This window comes from Burkholderia sp. MBR-1, from assembly GCF_013822785.1.
In the GTDB taxonomy this organism is placed as follows: Bacteria; Pseudomonadota; Gammaproteobacteria; order Burkholderiales; family Burkholderiaceae; genus Burkholderia; species Burkholderia vietnamiensis.
In genome coordinates this window covers 553,215-574,674 of the sequence record NZ_CP053610.1, presented here as the reverse complement: position 1 = coordinate 574,674, position 21,460 = coordinate 553,215, and the positions used below count along the sequence as shown (strand labels likewise).

The 21,460-nt window shown below is 67.5% G+C and carries 21 protein-coding genes; 16 read left to right on the top strand and 5 right to left on the bottom strand.

Annotated elements, in window-relative coordinates:
* Positions 1-88 precede the first annotated feature (88 nt).
* Together MBR110_RS17430 and MBR110_RS17425 are read right to left on the bottom strand one after the other, a co-directional pair.
* Complete coding sequence (locus MBR110_RS17430; protein ID WP_181709441.1) at positions 89-913, bottom strand: SH3 domain-containing protein; 825 nt, start codon at positions 911-913, stop codon at positions 89-91.
* Between the two features lie 33 nt (positions 914-946).
* Entirely contained in the window at positions 947-1,402 is a 456-nt protein-coding gene (locus tag MBR110_RS17425) for a hypothetical protein (protein WP_011881984.1), read from the bottom strand.
* Between the two features lie 311 nt (positions 1,403-1,713).
* Between MBR110_RS17425 and MBR110_RS17420 the strand changes: the two genes are divergently transcribed.
* Together MBR110_RS17420 and MBR110_RS17415 are read left to right on the top strand one after the other, a co-directional pair.
* Positions 1,714-3,270, top strand: a complete 1,557-nt coding sequence (locus MBR110_RS17420; RefSeq protein WP_181709440.1) for a sigma-70 family RNA polymerase sigma factor — start codon at positions 1,714-1,716, stop codon at positions 3,268-3,270.
* A 190-nt stretch (positions 3,271-3,460) separates the two neighbouring features.
* Positions 3,461-4,339: a helix-hairpin-helix domain-containing protein gene (locus tag MBR110_RS17415; protein ID WP_011881982.1), complete on the top strand. Its 879-nt coding sequence runs from the start codon at positions 3,461-3,463 to the stop codon at positions 4,337-4,339.
* Between the two features lie 34 nt (positions 4,340-4,373).
* On the opposite strand, the gene MBR110_RS17410 is transcribed toward MBR110_RS17415, so the two are convergent.
* A complete protein-coding gene (locus MBR110_RS17410; RefSeq protein WP_011881981.1) occupies positions 4,374-4,799 on the bottom strand; it encodes a helix-turn-helix domain-containing protein in 426 nt (141 codons plus the stop codon).
* Between the two features lie 193 nt (positions 4,800-4,992).
* Positions 4,993-6,507 carry an acetyl-CoA hydrolase/transferase family protein gene (locus MBR110_RS17405; RefSeq protein ID WP_011881980.1) on the bottom strand — a complete coding sequence of 505 codons (1,515 nt, stop codon included), beginning with the start codon at positions 6,505-6,507 and terminating at the stop codon, positions 4,993-4,995.
* A gap of 645 nt (positions 6,508-7,152) precedes the next feature.
* On the opposite strand from MBR110_RS17405, the gene MBR110_RS17400 reads away from it, so the two are divergent.
* The 13 genes from MBR110_RS17400 (at position 7,153) to arsA (ending at position 19,371) form a co-directional block, all read left to right on the top strand.
* Complete coding sequence (locus MBR110_RS17400) at positions 7,153-7,908, top strand: CDP-alcohol phosphatidyltransferase family protein (protein ID WP_011881979.1); 756 nt, start codon at positions 7,153-7,155, stop codon at positions 7,906-7,908.
* A complete protein-coding gene (locus MBR110_RS17395) occupies positions 7,905-8,714 on the top strand; it encodes a HalD/BesD family halogenase (RefSeq protein WP_011881978.1) in 810 nt (269 codons plus the stop codon). The genes MBR110_RS17400 and MBR110_RS17395 overlap by 4 nt, the downstream gene beginning before the upstream one ends.
* Positions 8,711-9,712 carry an HpnL family protein gene (locus MBR110_RS17390; RefSeq protein WP_011881977.1) on the top strand — a complete coding sequence of 334 codons (1,002 nt, stop codon included), beginning with the start codon at positions 8,711-8,713 and terminating at the stop codon, positions 9,710-9,712. The genes MBR110_RS17395 and MBR110_RS17390 overlap by 4 nt, the downstream gene beginning before the upstream one ends.
* Before the next feature lie 35 nt (positions 9,713-9,747).
* A complete protein-coding gene (locus MBR110_RS17385) occupies positions 9,748-10,515 on the top strand; it encodes a phosphocholine cytidylyltransferase family protein (RefSeq protein ID WP_011881976.1) in 768 nt (255 codons plus the stop codon).
* Positions 10,512-12,197 (top strand): phosphoenolpyruvate mutase, encoded by a 1,686-nt coding sequence (aepX, locus tag MBR110_RS17380; protein ID WP_011881975.1) that lies wholly within the window; start codon positions 10,512-10,514, stop codon positions 12,195-12,197. Before MBR110_RS17385 ends, aepX begins: the two co-directional genes overlap by 4 nt.
* A complete protein-coding gene (gene aepY, locus MBR110_RS17375; RefSeq protein ID WP_181709439.1) occupies positions 12,194-13,375 on the top strand; it encodes a phosphonopyruvate decarboxylase in 1,182 nt (393 codons plus the stop codon). Before aepX ends, aepY begins: the two co-directional genes overlap by 4 nt.
* A complete protein-coding gene (locus tag MBR110_RS17370) occupies positions 13,375-14,439 on the top strand; it encodes a 2-aminoethylphosphonate aminotransferase (RefSeq protein ID WP_011881973.1) in 1,065 nt (354 codons plus the stop codon). The genes aepY and MBR110_RS17370 overlap by 1 nt, the downstream gene beginning before the upstream one ends.
* A 131-nt stretch (positions 14,440-14,570) precedes the next feature.
* Positions 14,571-14,894, top strand: coding sequence for an ArsR/SmtB family transcription factor (locus MBR110_RS17365; protein ID WP_011881972.1), 324 nt, complete (start codon positions 14,571-14,573; stop codon positions 14,892-14,894).
* 122 nt (positions 14,895-15,016) lie between these two features.
* Complete coding sequence (locus MBR110_RS17360; protein ID WP_011881971.1) at positions 15,017-15,514, top strand: arsenate reductase ArsC; 498 nt, start codon at positions 15,017-15,019, stop codon at positions 15,512-15,514.
* 23 nt (positions 15,515-15,537) lie between these two features.
* Positions 15,538-16,608 carry an ACR3 family arsenite efflux transporter gene (gene arsB, locus MBR110_RS17355; protein ID WP_011881970.1) on the top strand — a complete coding sequence of 357 codons (1,071 nt, stop codon included), beginning with the start codon at positions 15,538-15,540 and terminating at the stop codon, positions 16,606-16,608.
* On the top strand, positions 16,605-16,769 hold the full coding sequence (locus tag MBR110_RS17350) for a hypothetical protein (RefSeq protein ID WP_014725083.1): 165 nt from the start codon (positions 16,605-16,607) through the stop codon (positions 16,767-16,769). Before arsB ends, MBR110_RS17350 begins: the two co-directional genes overlap by 4 nt.
* A complete protein-coding gene (gene arsD, locus MBR110_RS32510; RefSeq protein WP_011881969.1) occupies positions 16,753-17,598 on the top strand; it encodes an arsenite efflux transporter metallochaperone ArsD in 846 nt (281 codons plus the stop codon). Before MBR110_RS17350 ends, arsD begins: the two co-directional genes overlap by 17 nt.
* 9 nt (positions 17,599-17,607) lie before the next feature.
* Positions 17,608-19,371: an arsenical pump-driving ATPase gene (gene arsA / locus MBR110_RS17340; protein WP_014725085.1), complete on the top strand. Its 1,764-nt coding sequence runs from the start codon at positions 17,608-17,610 to the stop codon at positions 19,369-19,371.
* 336 nt (positions 19,372-19,707) lie between these two features.
* Here arsA and MBR110_RS17335 read toward each other — a convergent pair whose 3' ends face one another.
* Complete coding sequence (locus MBR110_RS17335) at positions 19,708-20,391, bottom strand: glutathione S-transferase (RefSeq protein WP_014725086.1); 684 nt, start codon at positions 20,389-20,391, stop codon at positions 19,708-19,710.
* Between the two features lie 136 nt (positions 20,392-20,527).
* On the opposite strand from MBR110_RS17335, the gene MBR110_RS17330 reads away from it, so the two are divergent.
* Complete coding sequence (locus MBR110_RS17330; protein ID WP_059734842.1) at positions 20,528-21,103, top strand: TetR/AcrR family transcriptional regulator; 576 nt, start codon at positions 20,528-20,530, stop codon at positions 21,101-21,103.
* The last annotated feature ends 357 nt before the right edge of the window (positions 21,104-21,460 follow it).

Below are 21,460 nucleotides of genomic sequence, written 5' to 3'. Positions count from 1 at the left end.
CCGCAGCCCGCCGGCCGGATCGGCAAGCTGCCCAAGCCGCTCTTCGGAGCGGCTTTTTTTCGTCCCGCGGCAACGCGGGCGCCGCGTGTCAGCGGCGAAACTCGTCGTTGCCGACACCGCCGCCGTGGCCGCCGCCGGCATTTCCGCCACCTTGCGACCGGCCGCCGTAACCGCCGCCGCCTGGGTTTCCCTGCGGCGGCGGCATGCGCGGCCCGCCGCCCGGCCCGGGCGCCGGGCGCACGATGGCTGGACCGGGCCCGGGTGGCGGCGCCGGGTGCGGTGCGGCTGCCGGGCCCGGTTGCGGCGCCGCGTGCGGTACCGGCGCCGGCTGGGGCATCGCCTGCGGGGCCGGCATGCGGTTCGGTCCACCCCAGCCGCCGCGCGTTGCCGACGGCCGCGTATCGTGCTGCGGCGGCGGAGCGCCGCCGGGCGCGCGCTGGATCGGGCCGCCCGGCTGCGGGTGTCCCTGTCCCGGCGGGAGCCCTCCCGGACCGATGCGCGGCTCGGCGCGATGCTCCCAGCGATCGCGATCGTGGAACCACGGGCGATTGCGGTAATAGCGGTCCCAGTACGCGCCGATCGCGAACCCGGTGACCGGTACGCCGACGATCGCGCCGTATTCGATCAGCGGCACGTAGTAGCCCTGGTAGGGATAGTCGAGCTGCTCCGCGTCGATCCAGCCGCGCACGCCAGGCAGCGCGACGTCGCACCACGAGTAGTCGCTCAGACAGCCGAACACGTCCACCGCGGTGCCGGGCGGAAGTTGCGCGACCACCGGATAGTCGGGTGCCGGCCCGGCATAGAGCGCCGCGACCGAGTTCGTGTAGGCGCTGCTTTGCGCGGCGGCGATGCCCGGCGCCGCGGCGATGCCGAACAGGACGACGCACAGACTTCGAATCATCGTTTTGCTCATGGTGCTCTCCCGCGCGGTGCAGCCGCGCGTTCTTCAGTGTCGATGGCCGCCGTGGTGCCCGCCGCCCCAGTGCCCGCCGCCCCAGTATCCGCGGAAGCCGAAGCCGATCGAGATGGGCGGCCCGTACCAGCCGGGGTAGTACGCCGGATAGTACGCGGGGTAATAGACCGGATACGGCACGTAGGCCGGCGCGACATAAACGGGGGGCGGCGCGTAGGTGTAATCAGGCGGCGGCTCGGCTGGAGCTAGAGCTGGAGCCGGAACCTGGGCTTGGGCCCGAGCAGGCGCCCGAGCGGGGGCCGGCGTCGGCGCCGGTGCAGCCGCGGACGCCCCGCTCGCCGGCGCGACGGGAAGCTCGCGCTGCGACAGCAGTGCGGGCGCCGGTGCGTAATACGGTGCATAACCGTACGGCCCCGTGTAATAGCAACCACTCAGCGCAAGCATGACCAACGCCATCGCAGGTCGCTTCGCAGCGGAAAGGGAAATCATCGAATGCTCCGTACGAAATCGGCGCGCCGCCGCGCGGCGCGCGCCTGTGTCTAGCTTACGTCCCCTACATATTTCTGCGGGTTTGATCGGTGACTTTTTGTTTCGCCGCATGAATCGGGCCGATGCGGCCCCACAGGCACGCCGCCTGCTTGCGCGTCTGCCGCGCCGACATTGAAGTTGGCGCGATCGCCCTCACGTTGGATATCGAGTCAGGCTGGCCGGCGCGGACGGGCGTTCGCGGCCCCCGGCGACCTGAAACCCGCGGACCTTCGGCCCGCCCATACAGGAGCGCGGCTCACGCCGCTATCGACATGACCCTGCCACGCCCCACGCTTCGGGCGGACACGCCCCTCGATCCGATCATCCAGCTGCTCGCGCGCGCCGGCGAGCAGGGATATCTGACGCACGCCGACCTCGTCGACGCGCTGCCGCCCGACACCGACAGCGCCGATGCGCTGGAAGTCGTGCGCGCCGCGCTCGCGGACATCGGCATCGACGTGCTCGACGAGCCGGCCGCGCCCGCGCCGTTCGTCGGCACGACGCCGGTCGACGTCGATCGAGACACGCTCGACGAGAGCCGCGCGCTGCTCGGCGACCTCGCCCGCGGCGCGAGTGCGTCCACCGATCCGATGGCGCTCTACATGCGTCGTATCCATGCGGTGCCGCTGCTCAAGCGCGAGGATGAAATCGTGCTCGCGCGCGAAATTGAAACGGGCCGCCATCAGATCCTGCACGCGCTCGCCGGCTACCCGCCGGCGGTCGATGCGCTGCTGGCGCGCCACGGCGCGGCGAGCGCGACGGACGCGGCCGGCGACGAAGACGACGACACGCCGAACGACGAATCGCGCGCGCGGGCATCCGCACGCCGGGACGCGTTGCGCGACGCGCTCGCGACGCTGCGCGGCGCGCTGCACGCGCAGGGCTGCCGTTCGGCCGAATACCGCGACGCGCGCAACCGCGTGGCCGCGCTGCTCGGCGAGCTTGGCTGGGCCGTCCCGGCCGTCGACGACGCGAGCCGCGTCGTCGATGCACTGGCGCGCGCGCCCGCCAACGCGGCCGGCGATGCCGGCACCGACGCGGCGTGCTTCGATGCGCCCGCGCGGCGCGCGCTCGGCGCCGCGCTGCGCGACGGCCAGCAGAAACTGGGCGACGGCACGCGCGCGATGCTGGAAGCGAACCTGCGGCTCGTGCTGTCGATCGCGCGCAAGTACGTGAATCGCGGCGTCGATCTGCCCGACCTCGTGCAGGACGGCTGCCTCGGCCTGATGCGCGCGATCGAGAAGTTCGAATACCGGCGCGGCTTCAAGTTCTCGACCTACGCGACCTGGTGGATTCGGCAGGCGGTCGCGCGCGCGGTGGCCGACCGCTCGCGCACGATCCGCGTGCCGGTGCACGTCGGCGACCAGTCGCAGCGCGTGCAGCGGCATGCGCTGCGCTTTCGCCAGCGCCACGGCCGCCGCGCGACGCCGGCGGAGCTCGCCGCCGACACCGGCCTCGCCGAGGACAAGCTGCGCGCGTTGCTCGCGCTGCCTGCCGAGCCGCTGTCGCTCGATACGCCGCTGCCGGACGCGGAAACCGGCCTCGTCGACCTGATCGAGGACCAGACATCGGCGAGCCCGTTCGAACGGCTGGCGAACATGCGCATGCGGGAATGCGTGAGCTCGCTGCTGCGCTCGGTCACGCCGACCGAGGCCGACGTGCTGCGTCGCCGGTTCGGCCTCGGCGGCGCCGAGCCCGACACCTACGACGCCATTGCGCAGGACGCCGGAATGTCGCGCGAGCGCGTGCGGCAGATCGAGAAGCGCGCGCTCGCGACGTTGCGCACGGCCGCGCAGGCTGAAGGCGCGCAGTCGTTCCTCGACGCATAAGCGGCCACGCGCGACGCGCCGCACACCGGTGCGAACGCGCGCGTGTGGGCTGCCGCACGCCCGCAACGTTCGCCGTTGATGCGCGTCAATTTCCATCCGTCACGGGCCGCGACAATGTGCTGAAATGAAGCGTGCTGCGGCGCATTGCGCGCCGCGTCCATCCCGTTTGCGCTTGCCCCGGTCCCGCGCCATGGAAACGACCATCAGCCACACCGACGAGGAAAACCGGCAGATCGCCGACCATCTGCGCGAGGCCGCGCAGTTGCTTGCCGACCAGGGAGCGAATCCGTATCGGGTGGCCGCCTACCGCGCGTCCGCCGATACGATCGAATCGCTCGACGAAGCGCTGCGCGCGCGGTTCGACGCGGGCGGCGTGGATGCGCTGGGCGCGCTGCCGGCAGTCGGCGCAGGCGTCGCGCAGGCGATCGCCGAACTGCTGGTGAGCGGCCGCTGGCGTCTGCTCGACCGGTTGCGCGGCGACGCCGAGCGCGTGTCCGCGTTCGAGGCCGTGCCGGGCATCGGCCACGGGCTCGCGCTGCGCATTCACGACCAGTTGCAGATCGATACGCTCGAGGAGCTGGAGCGCGCCGCGCGCAGCGGCCAGCTCGAAGCGATCGCGGGCGTCGGCCCGCGACGTGCGGCCGGCATCCGCGCCGCGCTCGACGACGTGTTGAGCCGCCGCCGACGCTGGCAAGGCCATGCGCGCGACGCCGGCCTCGGCACCGAGCCGCCGGTCGAACTGCTGCTGTATATCGATCGCCTGTACCGCAACAAGGCGGCCGCCGGCATGCTGCCGACCCTCGTGCCGCGCCGCCTGAACGCGGACGTCAGCGTGTCGCCGCCCGTGATGCACATGACGAAGGGCGGCTGGCATTTCACCGCACTGGCCGCGTGCCCTGCCCGCGCGCAGGAACCGTCCGCGACCGCCGATTGGGTCGCGCTCTATTTCTACGATGCAACGCAACGCGAACAGTTGCGCACCGTCGTCACCGGGACGCTCGGCGCGCTCGCCGGCAAGCGGGTCGTGCGAGGACGCGAGATGGAATGCCGCGTGTACCACGCGGGATGACGGGCCGTACGGCGTTCTAGCCCGTTCTGGCTCGTCAAGGGCTATCCGGTTTCGTCCGGCGCGCCGGGGCGCGATGCGCGGCGATGCGCAGCAGCTTGCGAAACGACGGACATTCGAGATGGCTCGGCGCCGGACAGGCGGCTGCATGTCGCAGCGCGTCGCGCACCGAGCCGAGGCGGCGGATCGTACGGTCGAGTTCGTCGGCCTTGCGCTCGAGCGTCGCGCGGTCGATCGCCGGTCGGCCGTCCGCGCCGAACATCGCCAGCATGTCGTCGAGCGAGAAACCGGCTTCCCGGCCGAGCGCGATCAATGCGAGACGCTCCAGCACCGACGCGTCGTACTGACGCCGCAGCCCATGCCGTCCGCTCGGCACGATCAAGCCCTTTTCCTCGTAGTAGCGCAGCGTCGAGGCGGGGAGCCCCGAGCGGCGCGCGACCTCGGCGATATCCAGACGATTCATGCTTGGCCTCGAGTGAACTTGAAGCCGCAAGATAGTCGCTCGACCGTTCCGATACAAGCGCGACGCGTGCGTGCCGCCGCAGGGGTTGCGGCGTGATTGGAGCCGCCCGCCGCGCATGCAGCGCGGAAGCGACAAATTAACGGCGCGGCGGGGGCGCACGCGCGGCGCACGCCCCACTCCGCGCCGGTCAGGCTCAGACCTTCATCGAGCCGGTGCGCACGAAGCGCTCGTGCCACGACAGCGACTCGGCGAGCAGATGCGGCGTGTGCTTGCCGAAGCTCTCGCGCGACGCGCGCTCGAAGTAGTCCTCGAGCATCGGCCGGTAATCCGGGTGCGCGCAGTTCGCGATGATCTTGCGCGCGCGCTGCTTCGGCGACAGGCCGCGCAGATCGGCGAGGCCCTGCTCGGTGACGACCACCGCGACGTCGTGCTCGGTATGATCGACGTGGCTCGCCATCGGCACGATCCGCGAGATCGCGCCGCCCTTCGCGGTACTGGCCGACATGAAGCACGACAGATAGCCGTTGCGCGCGAAGTCGCCCGAGCCGCCGATGCCGTTCTGGATCTTCGTGCCCATCACGTGCGTCGAGTTCACGTTGCCGTAGATGTCGGCTTCGATCATCCCGTTCATCGCGATGCAGCCGAGGCGGCGCACGAGTTCCGGATGGTTGCTGATCTCCTGCGGACGCAGCAGGATCTTTTCGCGGAACGTCGCGATCTCGTCGGCGAAACGCTGCACGGCCGGCGGGCTCAGCGACAGCGCGGTGGCCGACGCGAAGCTCAGCGTGCCGTCGTCGAGCAGGTCGAGCATGCCGTCCTGGATCACCTCGGTGTACGCGGTGAGGTTCGAGAAGCCGGCCGTGCTCAGTTCGGCGAGCACCGCGTTGGTGATGTTGCCGACGCCCGACTGCAGCGGCAGCAGGTTTTCCGGCAGCCGGCCGCGCTTCACTTCATGACGCAGGAAGTCGATCAGTTGCGTCGCGATCTGCTTCGACGTGGCGTCCGGTGCGGAGAACGCGTTGCTGCGATCGGGCGCGTCGGTTTCGACGATCGCGACGATCTTCTCGGCCGGGCAGCGCAGGTACGGTTCGCCGATGCGGTCGTCGCTCTTCGTGAGCGGAATCGGCTTGCGGTGCGGCGGCAGCGCGGTGCCGTAATAGACGTCGTGCATCCCGTCCAGGCCGAGCGGCTGGCGCGAGTTGACTTCGAGGATCACGTGCTTGGCTTGCTCCAGCCACGTCTTGTTGTTGCCGATCGACGCGGACGGAATCAGCAGGCCGTCCTCGCGGATGCCCGCGACTTCGACGATCGCGACGTCGAGATCGCCGTACAGGCCGAACCATGCGTACTGGGCGACGTGGCTCAGGTGGACGTCCTGGTAATCGACTTCGCCGTTGTTGATCTTGTCGCGCAGCGTCGGGTCGGACTGGTACGGCAGACGCATCGAGATGCCGTCGGTGCGGGCGAGCGCGCCGTCGAGTTCAGGCGCGGTCGACGCGCCCGTCAGCACGTTGATCCGGAACGTTTCGCCGCGGGCGTGGGCCGCCTCGATGTGCGCGGCGAGCGCGGCCGGCACGGCCTTCGGATAGCCGGAGCCGGTGAAGCCGCTCATCGCGACGGTCATGCCGGGACGGATCATCGCGGCGGCTTCGTCGGCGGTGCGGACGAGCGAACGCAAAGCGGGAGCAAGGATGCGTGAAGAAGACATGGCTATATATCTGAAGCTTCTGGTCTGTCGTTGACGTCGCGGGGGGTGTCTCCTGAGCGACGCGAAGCCCTTGGGGCCGCGAGGGCGGCCCGGCACCACGGGCACGGTCCGAGTATCGCAGACGCCGTCGTCGCGAAATGTCAGCCCGAATGAAAAAGATTCTTGCCGGATGCGCCTGATATCGAACGGCACTTCTGTGTCAGTCGGTCGTAATTCGACCGAATGCGACAGAAAGGCATTAGAAAGAAAACGGCCATTCTCGCCCGCACAGCTTACGAAATGCTGAACGTCGACCGAGCGAAAACCGTCCGGATCCGGCGTCGGCAACCGGGCAATCCGCGCACGCCGAGCGCTTCGCGAATCGCTGCTGCGAATTGTCGCGCGGCGCCCCATCTCGACCCGTGACCGAGATCAAAGCCGCACGCCCGCGCGGATCCGCGCCGAGCGCCGCTGCGCGGCCCGCCGGCCCTTGACGGCGGCGCCCGGCGAACCCCGCTGGAACCGGTACGATCCGCAGGCGGGAACGTCAATTCACGGGCCCGGATTACAACTGGCCAACACCCGGAATACTCCGTAACACAGGCACATGTCAGGACATTGGTCCAAGGAAAAGCAACAAATTACAATTCCGTATATATTTCGCCGATGGACCAAAGAAAAACCGCCAACCGTTCCGAGCCCCCCCTGCCCCGCACCTGGGATGCGCGGCTCGCGCGCGCGCTCGTCCGACCGCTGATCGACACGCCCGTTACCCCCAACCACCTCACCACCCTGCGCCTGCTGATCGGCGTCGCGGGCGCGTGGTGCCTCGCGCAAGGCGGCTTCGGCTGGATCAACGCCGGCGCGCTGCTGATCGTGCTGTCCAACTTCGTCGACCATACCGATGGCGAGCTCGCCCGCATCAGCGGCAAGTCGAGCAAGATCGGTCACTTTTACGACCTCGCCGCCGATGCGCTCGTCACGGTCGCGCTGTTCGTGAGCATGGGCGTCGGCGTCGTCGCACAGGGCGGCCAGATGATCGCGTCGCCGGTGCTGCTGGGCGCCGCGGCCGGCGCGGCCGTCGCGCTGATCTTCTTCCTGCGGATGCGGATCGAATCGATCGCCGGCAAGGCAGGCACCAAACAGGCATTCGCGGGCGGCTTCGAGACCGAAGACGTCCTCTACCTGCTGCCGCTCGTCACGCTCGTCGACGGCGTGCAGCCGTTCCTGCTCGCGGCGTCGATCGGCGCGCCGCTGTTCGCCGCATGGGTCGTGATCGACTGGTGGCGCGTCGTGCGCCGCGACGGCGCCGCGCAATCGAACGCCGCGCCGCAGGTCTTCATGTCCCCGTCGAGCGGCCGCGCACGCAGCGACCGGCCGGGCGGCACTCAAAATCAAACTGAAATCCAGGCTTCCAAATGACTTCTAGCACGCGCGACGACTCCGTGCTGAGCCCGGCGCGCCCCGCGCCTGCGCGCGCGGCGGCGGCCGATCCCGATCGCACCGTGGCCGACTGCGTCGGCCGTCTCGACGCCGATCGCCTGCGCGGCGACTACACGCGCCAGGGATCGTTCCTGTATCTGGACAGCTTCCTGCCGCCCGACGCGCACGCGAAACTCGCGGCCGCCGCACGCGCGATGCAGGCCGACCTGAACCGCAATTACCTGCCCGGCCACAAGCAGGGCGGCAGCGTGAGCCGGCACACGATCGACGAACAGGCGCCGTACATCGCCGAGCTGTACCGCTCGAAGGCGCTGATCGGCTTCCTCGAGAAAATCACCGGCGACAAGCTGATGCTGTCGCCGGACGACGATCCGCACGCTTACGCGCTGTACTACTACACGAAGCCGGGCGACCACATCGGCTGGCACTACGACACGTCGTACTACGACGGCCGCCGCTACACGCTGCTGTTCGGCGTGATCGACGATTCGACGTGCCGGCTCGACTACGAACTGCACACCCGCAACCCGGACGTGCCCGACGAAGCGGGCTCCGTGCAGATCGCCGACGGTGGCATCGTGCTGTTCGACGGCGACAAGCTGCGCCATCGCGTCACCCCGCTCGGCCAGAACGAGATGCGCGTGTCCCTCACGTTCGAATACGTGACCAATCCCGGCATGCGGCCGTGGAAGCGCTTCGTCTCGAACATGAAGGACGCGATCGCCTATTTCGGCTTCCGCCAGGTGTTCAAGCAGCTGGCGACGCGACGCGCGACCGGGTCATGACACGCGCTGGCCTGATCCTGCTGTCCGTCGGAACGGCATTGTTCGTCGCGCTGCTCGCGTGGCAAGGCGTCGGCGCGGTCGCGTCGACGTTCCTCGCGGCCGGCTGGGGCCTCGCGCTCGTCGCGGCGTTCCACGTCGTGCCGCTCGTGATCGACGCGCTGGCGATCTCGGCGATGTTCCGCCGCGGCCAGCCCGGCGCCGCGCTCGGCAACGCGCTGCGCGCGCGCTGGGTCGGCGAGTCGGTGAACAGCCTGCTGCCGGCCGGTCAGATCGGCGGCCCCGTGCTGATGGTGCGCTACCTCGCGCAGCGCGGCACGCGGATGGCCGACGCGGCCGCCACGGTCACCGTCAGCACGACGATGCAGGCGCTCGCGCAGATGGCGTTCGCGTTGATCGGCATCGCCGCGTTCAGCGCGTATGCGACGCACGAATCGGTCACGCACCTGCGCACGCCGGCGCTGATCGCCACCGGCGTGCTCGGCGCGCTCGCCGTCGCGTTCTACGCGGCGCAGCGGCGCGGGCTGTTCGGCCGCGGCATGCGTCTCGCGTCGAAGCTGCTCGGCCCACGCGACTGGTCGTCGCTCGCGACGCGCGCCGACGCGATCGACCACGCGGTCGGCGCGCTGTACCGCGATCGCGCGAAGGTCGCGAAGACCTTCGCACTGAGCCTCGTCGGCTGGATCGTCGGCACCGCCGAGGTGTGGCTCGCGCTGCACTTTCTCGGCCACCCGGTCAGCTGGCTCGACGCGCTGCTGCTCGAGAGCGTCGGCCAGGCGATCCGCGGCGCCGCGTTCGCGATCCCCGGCTCGCTCGGCGCGCAGGAAGGCGGTTACCTGCTGCTCGCGCCGCTGGTCGGACTGCCGCCCGACGCGGCGCTCGCGCTGTCGCTCGCAAAGCGCGCGCGCGAACTCGCGCTCGGCCTGCCCGGCCTGCTCTATCTGCATTTCAGTGAAAGAAACTGGCAACGGCGCCATGCGCCGCAGCCGCTCGCCGACTGATCGTTCAGATCGCCGGCTTTTTGGTTGGAGAACCCATGCGAGCCATCATTCTTGCGGCAGGCCTCGGCTTGCGCCTGCAACAACCACCCGAGGCGCAATTTCCGAAATGCCTGCTGCGCTTCGACGACGTGTCGCTGCTCGAGCGCCATCTGCGCGTGCTCGACGCCGCGGGCGTCGATGAAATCGTGCTCGGGCTCGGCTTCCAGGCCGCGAAGGTCGAGCAGGAATTGAAGCGCCTCGGCCGCAGCGCCGAGATCGTGCTGAACGAACGCTACGACCTCGGCAGCGTGCTGACCGTGCACACCGTCGCCGACGCGATGACGCGCGGCGGCGACGTGCTGCTGATGGACGCCGACGTGCTGTACGACGAGAACATCCTGCACGCGCTGGTGGCGAACGCGGACCGCCCGGTCGATCGCCTGCTGATCGATCGCGACTTCGAGGCCGGCGACGAGCCCGTCAAGCTGTGCCTGAAGAACGGCGTGCCGGTGGAACTGCGCAAACAGCTCGCAGTCGATCTCGACTACGACACGATCGGCGAATCGGTCGGCTTCTTCCGCTTCACCGAGGCCACCGCGCGCCGCCTCGCGACGATCGTCGCCGGCTACGTCGACAGCGGCCGCGCGAACCTGCCGCACGAGGAAGCCGTCCGCGATCTGCTGCTCGAGGGCGGCCATTCGTTCGACGTCGCCGACGTCACCGGCATGCCGTGGATCGAGATCGACTTCCCGAACGACGTCGCACGCGCGACCCAAGACATCCTTCCCCTGATCCAACGCACGACCGCAGGAGCCGCACGATGAACGCACGCGAACCCAACTTCTCCGAATCGCGCAGCGCGCGACTGCGCCGCATGCTGGTCAGCGACCAGCTCGAGTTCCTGATGGAAGCGCACAACGGCCTGTCGGCGCGGATCGTGCGCGAAGCCGGCTTCAGGGGAATCTGGGCGTCGGGCCTCGCGATCTCCGCGCAATTCGGCGTGCGCGACAACAACGAAGCGAGCTGGACCCAGGTCGTCGACGTGCTCGAGTTCATGGCCGATGCGAGCGACTTGCCGATCCTGCTCGACGGCGACACCGGCTACGGCAACTTCAACAACGTGCGCCGCCTCGTGAAGAAGCTCGAGCAGCGCGGCATCGCCGGCGTGTGCATCGAGGACAAGCAGTTCCCGAAGACCAACAGCTTCATCGACGGCGAACGCCAGCCGCTCGCCGAGATCGACGAATTCTGCGGCAAGATCAAGGCCGGCAAGGATTCGCAGAGCGACCCCGACTTCTCGATCGTCGCGCGCGTCGAGGCGCTGATCGCCGGCTGGGGGATGGACGAGGCGCTGCGCCGCGCGAACGCGTATGCCGAAGCCGGCGCCGACGCGATCCTGATCCACAGCAAGCTGTCGCGCCCCGACGAGATCCTGCAGTTCGCGCGCGAGTGGAGCGGCAAGGCCCCGCTCGTGATCGTGCCGACCAAGTACTACAGCACGCCGACCGACGTGTTCCGCCAGGCCGGCATCAGCACCGTGATCTGGGCGAACCATCTGATCCGCGCGTCGGCCTCCGCGATGCAGGCCGTCGCACGCGAGATCCACGAGAACGAAACGCTGATCAACGTCGAGGACCGCGTCGCGTCGGTCAACGAGATCTTCCGCCTGCAGGACGCCGACGAATACTCGGCGGCCGAGCGCATCTACCTGTCGTCGTCGTCGCGTGCGTCGAACGCCGCGATCGTGCTCGCCGCGAGCCGCGGCAAGGGGCTCGAGGCCGTCACCGAGGACAAGCCCAAGGTCATGCTGCCGGTCGCCGGCAAGCCGCTGCTGCGCTGGCTCGTCGACGGCTTCAAGAAGCATGGCGTGAACGACATCACCGTGGTCGGCGGCTATCGCGCCGACGCGATCGACACGTCGGGCATCAAGCTGGTCGTGAACGAGCGCCATGCGCAGACGGGCGAGCTCGCGTCGCTCGCATGCGCGGCCGAACGCCTGACCGGCGACACCGTGATCTCGTACGGCGACCTGCTGTTCCGCAGCTACATCCTGCGCGACCTCGCGGAGAGCGAGGCGGAGTTCAGCGTCGTCGTCGATTCGTCGCTGACCGAAACCAACCAGAGCGTGCGCGACTTCGCGCTGTGCTCGGCGGCCGACGATCGCGGGCTGTTCGGCCAGAAGACGTATCTGCAACGCGTGTCGAGCGACGTTGCCGCCGGCGCGCCGCACGGCCGCTGGATCGGCTTGCTGAACGTGCGCGGCGCGGGCGTCGAGCGGCTGAAGGCGATGCTCGCAACGCTGCAGGCGCGCGCCGACTTCGACACGCTCGACATCCCGTCGCTGCTCAACGAGCTGATCGCCGCCGGCGAGAAGATCGAAGTGCAGTACGTGCACGGCCACTGGCGCGGCGTCAACGATCTCGAAGACTTCCGTCGCGCGGGCGACTTCGCGCACGGCCAGACGCCGCTGTCGGAGCCGGGCACCGCCAACGGAGGCGCGCAATGATCGAAGCGGCGCAGTTCGTCGAGGCCGCGCGCGAGCGCGGGTTCGACTGGTACGCGGGCGTGCCGTGCTCCTACCTGACGCCGTTCATCAACTACGTGCTGCAGGATCCGACGCTGCATTACCTGTCGGCGGCCAACGAAGGCGACGCGGTCGCACTGATCGCCGGCGCGACGCTCGGCGGCAAGCGCGGCATCGCAATGATGCAGAACTCGGGCCTCGGCAACGCCGTGAGCCCGCTCACGTCGTTGACGTGGACGTTCCGGCTGCCGCAGCTGCTGATCGTCACGTGGCGCGGCCAGCCGGGCGTGCCCGACGAGCCGCAGCATGCGCTGATGGGGCCGATCACGCCGGCGATGCTCGACACCATGGAGATCCCGTGGGAGACGTTCCCGACCGACCCCGAACAGGTCGGCCCGGCGCTCGACCGCGCGGTCGCGCACATGGACGCGACGGGCCGTCCGTACGCGCTCGTGATGCAGAAAGGCAGCGTCGCGTCGTATGAGTTGAAGGCGAACCCGGCGGCCGCGCCGCGCGCGCACGTCGCCGCGCAGTCGGGCGCGCGCGCCGCATCGCCGGCCGCGTGGCCGACGCGCCACGACGCATTGCAGCGCGTGATCGCGCATACGCCGGTCGATTCGACCGTCGTGCTCGCGTCGACCGGCTTCTGCGGCCGCGAGCTGTATGCGATCGACGATCGGCCGAACCAGCTGTACATGGTCGGCTCGATGGGCTGCGTGACGCCGCTCGCGCTCGGTCTTGCGCTCGCGCGCCCGGACCTGCGCGTGGTGGCCGTCGACGGCGACGGCGCCGCGCTGATGCGCATGGGCGTGTTCGCGACGCTCGGCACCTATGGGCCGTCGAACCTCACGCACGTGCTGCTCGACAACGGCGCGCACGAATCGACGGGCGGTCAGGCGACCGTCTCGCAGCATGTGTCGTTCGCGGGCGTGGCTGCCGCGTGCGGTTACGCGTCGGCCGTCGAGGGCGACACGCTCGACGTGCTCGATGCGACGCTCGCGGCGCAGGCCGACGGCGCACAGTTCGTACGGGTCGCGATCCGCACCGGTGTGCCCGACGGGCTGCCCCGCCCGACCGTCACGCCGGTCGAAGTGAAGACGCGCCTGATGCGGCATATCGGCGCCGCGCAGACCGAAGCCCACGTTGAAGGAGCCCATTGATGCTGCTGCTCAATCCCGGCCCGGTCACGCTCAGCGAACGCGTGCGCCGCAGCCTGCTGCAACCGGACCTGTGCCATCGCGAAAGCGAATTCTTCGATCTGCAGGACGAGGCGCGCGCGCGACTCGTCGCCGCGTATGAGCTCGATCCGGCCGAATGGGCCGCCGTGCTGATGACCGGCTCGGGCACCGCCGCCGTCGAAAGCATGATCGCGGCGCTCGTGCCGCAGGACGGCAAGCTGCTCGTGATCGAGAACGGCGTATATGGCGAGCGCATCACGCAGATCGCGACGCAGTACGGGATCGCGCACGACGTGCTGAAGCACGAATGGATGCAGGCGCCCGATGTCGCGGAAGTCGCCGCGCGGCTCGACGCGGGCGGCTATTCGCACGTCGCGGTGATTCATCATGAGACGACGACGGGCCGGTTGAACGATCTCGGTGCGATCGCCGACGTGTGCCGTGCGCGCGGCGTGAGGATGCTCGTCGATGGCGTGAGCAGCTTCGGCGCCGAGGCGATCGACTTCGGCGGCGGCGTGATCGATGCCGTTGCCGCGACCGCGAACAAGTGCCTGCACGGCGTGCCCGGTGCCGCGTTCGTGATCGTGCGTCGCAGCGCGCTCACGAAGGCCGCGAGCCGGACTTACTATCTCGATCTCGGCCGGCTGGCGAAGCTGCAGGATCAGCGCAATACGCCGTTTACGCCTTCGGTGCATGCGTATTACGCGCTCGTCGAAGCGTTGCGCGAGTTCGACGAAGCCGGCGGCTGGCGCGCGCGGCATGCGCGTTACAAGGCGCTCGCCGATCAGGTTCAGGCCGGGCTCGCCGCACGAGGGATGCCGCTGGTGTTGCCTGACGGTGAATCGTCGGTCGTGTTGCGTGCGTACCGGTTGCCGCAGGGCGTGGCGTATGAAGCGCTGCACGACGGGTTGAAGGCGCGCGGGTTCGTCATCTATGCCGGGCAAGGCGGGTTGTCGAAGGAGCTGTTCCGCATCTCGACGATGGGCGCGATCGAGGCCGCGGATGTCGAGCGGTTGCTGGAGGGGTTTACGGCGTTGACGCGGTGAGTGGTGGTTGCAGGTTGCGTCAAGGAAAAGGCCCGTGAGGGCCTTTTTGTTGGGTAGTCGATCTTGAACGAATCGAGCAGACGGACAAACACCTTGTTGCTCCCGCCCATCATTTCGACTATATTCGAAATATGGAAAACAAAGATGCTGTCCGCGCTTTCGCCGCGCTTGCTCACGAGCTGCGCCTGAACGTATTCAGGATGCTCGTCGTCGCAGGCCCGGCCGGATTGACGCCCGGCGCCATCGCGGCGCAACTCGACATTCCCAACGCCACCCTCTCGTTCCATCTGAAGGAATTGACGAACGCGGCGCTCGTCACGCAGGAGCGCGATGGCCGCAGCCTGATCTACCGAGCTGCCTTCGAGCAGATGAACGCGCTGCTCGGCTTTCTCACCGAGAACTGTTGCAGCGGCGAGCCGTGCGTCGCCGCGGCCGCCGATTCCTGCAAGTGCTGAAGGATCACGTTCGTGAGACGGTTTTACATTCGCGCCGACATCCGCGCTCCGGCGGCCAGCGTCGCGGCAGCTCTGCGCCAACCCAACTTGTGCGCGACATCAGCAAGCGATAAGGCACGCCCGTGACGACGACCAACGTACTCATTCTCTGCACCCACAATTCCGCGCGCAGCGTGCTCGCCGAGGGCATGCTGAACCACTGGGCGCAGAAGCTCGGCAAGGATGTGCGCGCATATAGCGCCGGCAGCGCACCGAGCGGCCGGGTCAACCCGTTCGCGCTCGAAGCGCTCGCGAACGCGGGCGTCGATACGCGCGACTATCGCAGCAAAAGCTGGGACGAATTCGCAGCCGACGACGCACCGCGCATGCGCATCGTCATCACGGTGTGCGACAGCGCAGCCGCGGAACAATGTCCGTTCTGGCCGGGCGCTCCGGTCAAGGTCCACTGGGGCTATGCCGATCCGTCGAATGCGCCGGGCGGCGATGACGGCAAGCGGCAGGCGTTCGAACTCACGCGCGAGGCCATCGGCTATCGCATGCTGCAATTGCTCGCCCTTCCGCTCGACCGTCTGAGCGATGCCGAACTCCTGCACGCGCTCGACGGCATCCTGAAAAGCTGAGCGCTCCTTTTGCGAATCGCCCCATGACCGCTACCGACCTTACCGCTTCGAACAAGCCGCCCGCGAAGCCGCCCATCGGCTTCTTCGAGCGCTACCTCACCGTCTGGGTCGCGCTCTGCATCGTCGCCGGCGTCCTGGCCGGCCAGTTTTTCCCTGCGATGTTCCAGACGATTGGCCGCATGCAGTACGCGCAGGTCAATCTGCCCGTGGGCCTGCTGATCTGGGTGATGATCATCCCGATGCTCGTGAAGGTCGACTTCGGATCGTTGCACGAGGTACGCCAGCACCTCAAGGGCATCGGCGTCACGCTGGTGGTGAACTGGCTCGTCAAACCCTTTTCGATGGCGTTGCTCGGCTGGCTGTTCATCAAGCACCTGTTCGCTCCGATGCTGCCTGCAGCGCAACTCGACAGTTACGTTGCGGGCCTCATCCTGCTGGCCGCCGCGCCCTGCACGGCGATGGTGTTCGTCTGGAGCCGGCTGACCGGCGGCGATCCGCTGTTCACGCTGTCGCAGGTGGCGCTCAACGACAGCATCATGGTGGTGGCCTTCGCGCCGCTTGTCGGCCTGTTGCTCGGCATCTCGGCCATCACGGTGCCCTGGGCGACGCTCTTCACTTCGGTCGTGCTCTATATCGTGATCCCGGTAGCCGTGGCGCAGTTGCTTCGCAAGGCGCTGCTCGCAAGAGGACAGGCAGCATTCGACGCAGCCATCGCGAAGATCGGCCCCTGGTCCATCACGGCGCTGCTCGCGACGCTCGTCCTGCTGTTCGCGTTCCAGGGCGCGGCCATCCTCGACCAGCCGCTCGTGATCGCGCTGCTCGCGGTACCGATCCTGATTCAGGTGTTCTTCAACTCGGCGCTCGCGTACTGGCTCAATCGCGCGGTGGGTGAAAAGCACAACGTGGCGTGCCCGTCCGCGCTGATCGGCGCATCCAATTTCTTCGAGCTGGCGGTCGCGGCCGCCATCAGCCTGTTCGGCTTCAATTCGGGCGCGGCGCTGGCCACCGTGGTGGGCGTGCTCATCGAAGTGCCGGTCATGCTGCTCGTGGTCCGTATCGTCAACCGGACGAAGGACTGGTACGAGCGGGGGTGATAGATGCTGAAGCGGTCGAACATGAGGGGCAGAACGATGCCAATCTCGCCGCCCAGGACACGCGCCCGATGAGCGGCACGATCGCGAGCGATGCATCACCATTCCGCATACGAATCATCACGGCACACTTGAAGGAGCGCGGTCATGAGTACGCCCGTTGACGAAATTCGCCGGGCAGTCGCCACGGACTTCGACCGCATCGTCGCGTTGCTGAACCTGTGCGGGCTGCCGGCCAGCGATCTCACACCACAGAGCCTCGACGGCTTCCATGTCGCCATACTCGCCGGTGAGATCGTCGGAGTGGCAGGACTGGAACAATCCGGCGATGCGGCCCTGTTGCGCTCGGTCGCAGTTCGGCCGGAAATGCGCCAATCCCGCCTGGGGAGCCGCCTCATCGACGCTTCCATTGCGCTAGCGCAAACGCGATCGCTGCGCGCGCTCTACCTTATTCCGAACGATGAACCTGCGCTCGCGTTCTTTGTGCGGCGCGGCTTCACGCAGATCGAGCGACGCCACCTTCCGGAGGCGATTCGCGGTCTGCCCGAATTCACGCACCTGTGCCCACAGACGCATCCGTGCCTGTGGAAAGCGCTGAATTTCGATTGCCTTGAGGAAAGTGCCATGAAGAAGCTCGAAGTGTTCGATCCGGCGATGTGTTGCTCGACGGGCGTTTGCGGTGTGGACGTCGACCCGGTGCTGGCGCAATTCGCCGCCGATCTGAAGTGGGTCGAGGCGCACGGCGTGACCGTGGCCCGCTACAACCTGGGTCAGCAGCCGCAGGCATTCGCCGCCAACGCGGCGGTGGTCAAGGAAATGGAAGCGGGTATGGAGCGGCTGCCGATCCTCGCGATCGACGGCCACATCGTATCGACCGGCATGTATCCGTCCCGCCAGCAGCTTGCGCAGAAGCTGGGCATCGCGCTGACGACGGCGGACAAGCCTCATGTCAAGGCCGGCAGTTGCTGCTCGCCCGGCTCCGGCTGCTGCTAGGGAGCGCACATGTCCCTCCCTGACACGCAGACCCGCTATCTGTTCTTCACCGGCAAAGGCGGCGTCGGCAAGACCTCGCTTTCCTGTGCGACCGGGCTGGCGATGGCGGATGCCGGCAAGAAGGTGCTCATCGTCAGCACCGACCCGGCGTCCAATCTCGACGAGGTACTCGGCGTCGGCCTGAGCCAATCGCCGACGGCCGTGCCCGGCGCGTCCAGTCTGTTCGCCTTGAACATCGATCCCGAAGCGGCCGCGCAGGCGTACCGCGAGCGCATGGTCGGACCGTATCGCGGCGTCCTGCCTGCCGCGGCGATCCGCAACATGGAGGAGCAGTTCTCCGGTGCCTGCACGGTCGAGATCGCGGCTTTCGACGAATTCTCCAAACTGCTCGGCGATCCCGCCGCGACGGCCGATTTCGATCACGTCATCTTCGATACGGCACCGACCGGCCATACGCTGCGTCTGTTGACGTTGCCTTCCGCGTGGAACGAGTTCATTTCGTCGTCGACCGGGGGCGCCTCCTGCCTCGGGCCGTTAGCCGGACTGGAGAAGCAGAAGGCGCTGTACGCGGCGACCGTCGAACGACTGTCGAGCGCGGTGGACACCACCGTCGTCCTGGTGAGCCGGCCGGAAGTCGCCGCGTTGCGCGAAGCGAATCGCACGCGGCACGAACTGGCCGAGCTCGGCATTCGCAACCAGGTGCTGGCGATCAATGGCCTCTTTGCCACCGAGCGGCATGACGACGCGATTGCAACCGCGATGGCCGAGCGCGCGCGACAGGCACTGGCCGACATGCCGCGCGAGCTGTCGGTGCTGCCGCAGACGCGCATTCCGTTTCTGCCGCGCGGCACGGTCGGACTGGACGCGCTGCGCGACATGGCGCACCCCGAACGCGTGCGCATGCCGACCGAGCGCCGCATGCCCGACACCGCATTGCCGCCCGGCCTCGGCGGGCTCGTCGACGCGCTGTCGGCTACGGGCCACGGCGTAATCATGACGATGGGCAAAGGCGGCGTGGGCAAGACCACCGTTGCGGCCGCCATCGCCGTCGCGCTCGCGGGGCGCGGACACGACGTGATCCTGTCGACCACCGACCCCGCTTCGCACGTGGCTGCCACGGTCGACGGCGTGGTGCCGCGGCTGAGCGTCACCCGCATCGACCCGGCGCGCGAAGTACAGCAGTACACCGAAGAGGTGCTGGCGAAAGCGGGATCGCACCTCGATGCGGGCGGCCGGGCCATGCTCGAGGAAGACTTGCGCTCGCCGTGCACCGAAGAAATTGCGGTCTTTCGCGCGTTCGCACGGACGGTGGATCAAGGCAAGTCCGGCTTCGTGGTGCTCGATACGGCGCCGACCGGGCATACCATTCTGCTGCTCGACGCCGCCGAGGCTTATCACCGCGAAGTGATGCGCACGCAGGGCGACATGCCGGAGTCGGTCCGCCAGTTGCTGCCGCGTTTGCGCGATCCGGATTACAGCCGCATCCTCATCGTCACGCTGCCTGAAGCGACGCCGGTTCACGAAGCCGAACGCCTGAGCGCCGACCTCGCCCGTGCCGGGATCACGCCATATGCCTGGGTCATCAACCAGTCGCTGTTGGCGAGCGGCACGACCGATCCGATGCTGTGTCAGCGCGGCACGTACGAGGTCCCGTTCGTGCGCCGCGTGGCGGACGATCTGGCGCAGCGCACCGCGCTGATTCCGTGGCTCGCGGAGGCGCCGGTCGGGCCAGTGGGGCTCGAGCATGTGATCAGGGCGGGGGCTGGTGCGTAGCGCGACGCGTCTGGTTGATTTGCCAACCGGCGAATGCGATGTGGACGCTGAGGGCCGGTTGGTGAACGGGTGGCTAAAGCGGGTTTTCCGGTTGGGTGAGCAAGCAATCTGTAGACGCACGTGCCGCCACCGCGTCCTGCCACCCCGCTTTTGCAACGCGACCACCGCGCGCAGGCCTCGGAACCGTTACGATCGACAGATTTACTGCGCAACACTGGCGTCGTCTGATCCGGTATCGATTGAATAGACGAGTCGCCGATGTCGCGTAGGCAGGCCGTCCCCGATTGCAACCAAAGATTGGCCGATCATCGATGACGGTCGGGCGCGGCTGCTATTTCACGCGAACGCCGGCTGGTTCCTCACGCTTGGGCGCTCCTGCATTCTCATGTACCAATCTACAAGGGCCTCGCACTCCGTAGGCACGGGCAACTTCACGATTGACGCAAAGACCAGTCCGCCGATAACGGTGATGTCGGCCATAGAGAACGCATCCCCAGCGACAAATGGCTGCCTTTTCAGAACGTCATTGAAGTAGTGCATGCCTCTCAGGGCTTTGTCGCGCTGACGAAGCCCCCATTCGGCGTTCTGATAGAGCTCGACGTTAGGTCCTAACCCTGGCGTGGCATGGTGGAAATAGACGCTGATTGCGTCGAGCAACTCCAGCTCGGCGCGCTTGCTCATCATGTGGATCACACCCTTTTCGAGTGGTGTCCGGCCGGTCAGCGTGGGCGCACCATCGAGCGTATCGAGGTATTCGGTAATGGCGGTGCATTCGGCAATGCACGTTCCGTCTTCGAGCTCGAGGACCGGCAGCGTTCCCGAGTAGTTTTTCTCGGAGATGAACTCGGGCCTTTTGTGCTCCCCTTTGTAAAGGTCGACCATCACGAACTCGACGCGCGATCGCAGACCTTTCTCGGCCAGGGCGATACGGACGCGTGTCGGATAGGGTCCTTTGGGGAAATCGTAGATCGTCATGATCGGAAGTTTGGTTACGTCGAAGTTCATGCTGCTGGAAGCCATGCGTGCCTCTCTCTAAGCGGTCTGTCACACGGGGGGCGGACGATATCCGGCCTGTCACCTACATCCAACCTAACGTTAGTTAGGTTTACGTTAGAGCGTATAATTGCTCGTGTCAACGGTCGCGGAGGCGGTAGCAGTGAAGAATGATTCAGGCCTGAGCTCCAGGGAGCGAATCCTGGTGGCAGCCACAAAGATTGCGCAGGCCCATGGCTACAGCGGCTTGAATTTCCGTGATCTCGCCGAAGCTGTCGGCATCAAGGCTGCGAGCATCTACCACCACTTCGCAAGCAAGGCCGATCTCGGCGCAGCAGTGGCGAGGCGGTATTGGGAGGAATCAGCAGCGACTCTGGATGCGCTTTTGGCCGAATCCGCAGATCCGCTCGATTGCCTGCGCCACTATCCCGATACGTTTCGCAAGGCGCTTGAGCGTGGCAATCGCATATGCCTGTGTAGCTTCCTGGCTGCCGAATCTGACGACCTGCCGGAAACGGTGGTGAAAGAGATTCAGACTTTTGCGGATGTCAATGTTGCGTGGCTGAGCAAGGTGCTGTCCGCCGCGGCCGTGGTCAGCCCCGACGATATCGAGCGGCGTGCTCGCGCCATCTACGCGGCCGTCGTCGGCGCTCAGCTCGTTGCCAGGAGTCGCTCGGACATTTCTCTCTATGACGGATTGATTGAAAGTTATCGCATCGCTGGTCTTCTGCCGGCATAGCCGCATCGAGCAAACCGGCTTTGCGGCCCTATCGATCACCGCACACGTCACGAAGGCAGAGAGCGACAGCGCCAAATCCTCCTACACGGGAGAGCACACCGTGCGCACCGTCGTCAAATACGACGGCAAGTCGTACGGAATCGACACGTACCGGACCTTCTGGTATTCGCCCGCCGCGATGGAGCGCGTCAAGTAACGCGCCGACGACCTGCGTGTCGCGCGCGATATAGCAAACCCTCCCCGAAACGGTTTCTCGACCAGCAGAAGCTGCCCGTCCCGGTCGACAGCGGACAAACGAAACCGGGCAAGGACGCACGCCGCGCCCGGCAATGCCGAATTCGCGATCGATTCACCCCG

Bases quoted from the DNA above. Each gene is read 5' to 3' on its own strand.
- MBR110_RS17430 (WP_181709441.1), bottom strand. From the start codon at position 913: ATGAGCAAAACGATGATTCGAAGTCTGTGCGTCGTCCTGTTCGGCATC.
- MBR110_RS17425 (WP_011881984.1), bottom strand. From the start codon at position 1,402: ATGATTTCCCTTTCCGCTGCGAAGCGACCTGCGATGGCGTTGGTCATG.
- MBR110_RS17420 (WP_181709440.1), top strand. From the start codon at position 1,714: ATGACCCTGCCACGCCCCACGCTTCGGGCGGACACGCCCCTCGATCCG.
- MBR110_RS17415 (WP_011881982.1), top strand. From the start codon at position 3,461: ATGGAAACGACCATCAGCCACACCGACGAGGAAAACCGGCAGATCGCC.
- MBR110_RS17410 (WP_011881981.1), bottom strand. From the start codon at position 4,799: ATGAATCGTCTGGATATCGCCGAGGTCGCGCGCCGCTCGGGGCTCCCC.
- MBR110_RS17405 (WP_011881980.1), bottom strand. From the start codon at position 6,507: ATGTCTTCTTCACGCATCCTTGCTCCCGCTTTGCGTTCGCTCGTCCGC.
- MBR110_RS17400 (WP_011881979.1), top strand. From the start codon at position 7,153: ATGGACCAAAGAAAAACCGCCAACCGTTCCGAGCCCCCCCTGCCCCGC.
- MBR110_RS17395 (WP_011881978.1), top strand. From the start codon at position 7,905: ATGACTTCTAGCACGCGCGACGACTCCGTGCTGAGCCCGGCGCGCCCC.
- MBR110_RS17390 (WP_011881977.1), top strand. From the start codon at position 8,711: ATGACACGCGCTGGCCTGATCCTGCTGTCCGTCGGAACGGCATTGTTC.
- MBR110_RS17385 (WP_011881976.1), top strand. From the start codon at position 9,748: ATGCGAGCCATCATTCTTGCGGCAGGCCTCGGCTTGCGCCTGCAACAA.
- aepX (WP_011881975.1), top strand. From the start codon at position 10,512: ATGAACGCACGCGAACCCAACTTCTCCGAATCGCGCAGCGCGCGACTG.
- aepY (WP_181709439.1), top strand. From the start codon at position 12,194: ATGATCGAAGCGGCGCAGTTCGTCGAGGCCGCGCGCGAGCGCGGGTTC.
- MBR110_RS17370 (WP_011881973.1), top strand. From the start codon at position 13,375: ATGCTGCTGCTCAATCCCGGCCCGGTCACGCTCAGCGAACGCGTGCGC.
- MBR110_RS17365 (WP_011881972.1), top strand. From the start codon at position 14,571: ATGGAAAACAAAGATGCTGTCCGCGCTTTCGCCGCGCTTGCTCACGAG.
- arsB (WP_011881970.1), top strand. From the start codon at position 15,538: ATGACCGCTACCGACCTTACCGCTTCGAACAAGCCGCCCGCGAAGCCG.
- arsD (WP_011881969.1), top strand. From the start codon at position 16,753: ATGAGTACGCCCGTTGACGAAATTCGCCGGGCAGTCGCCACGGACTTC.
- arsA (WP_014725085.1), top strand. From the start codon at position 17,608: ATGTCCCTCCCTGACACGCAGACCCGCTATCTGTTCTTCACCGGCAAA.
- MBR110_RS17335 (WP_014725086.1), bottom strand. From the start codon at position 20,391: ATGGCTTCCAGCAGCATGAACTTCGACGTAACCAAACTTCCGATCATG.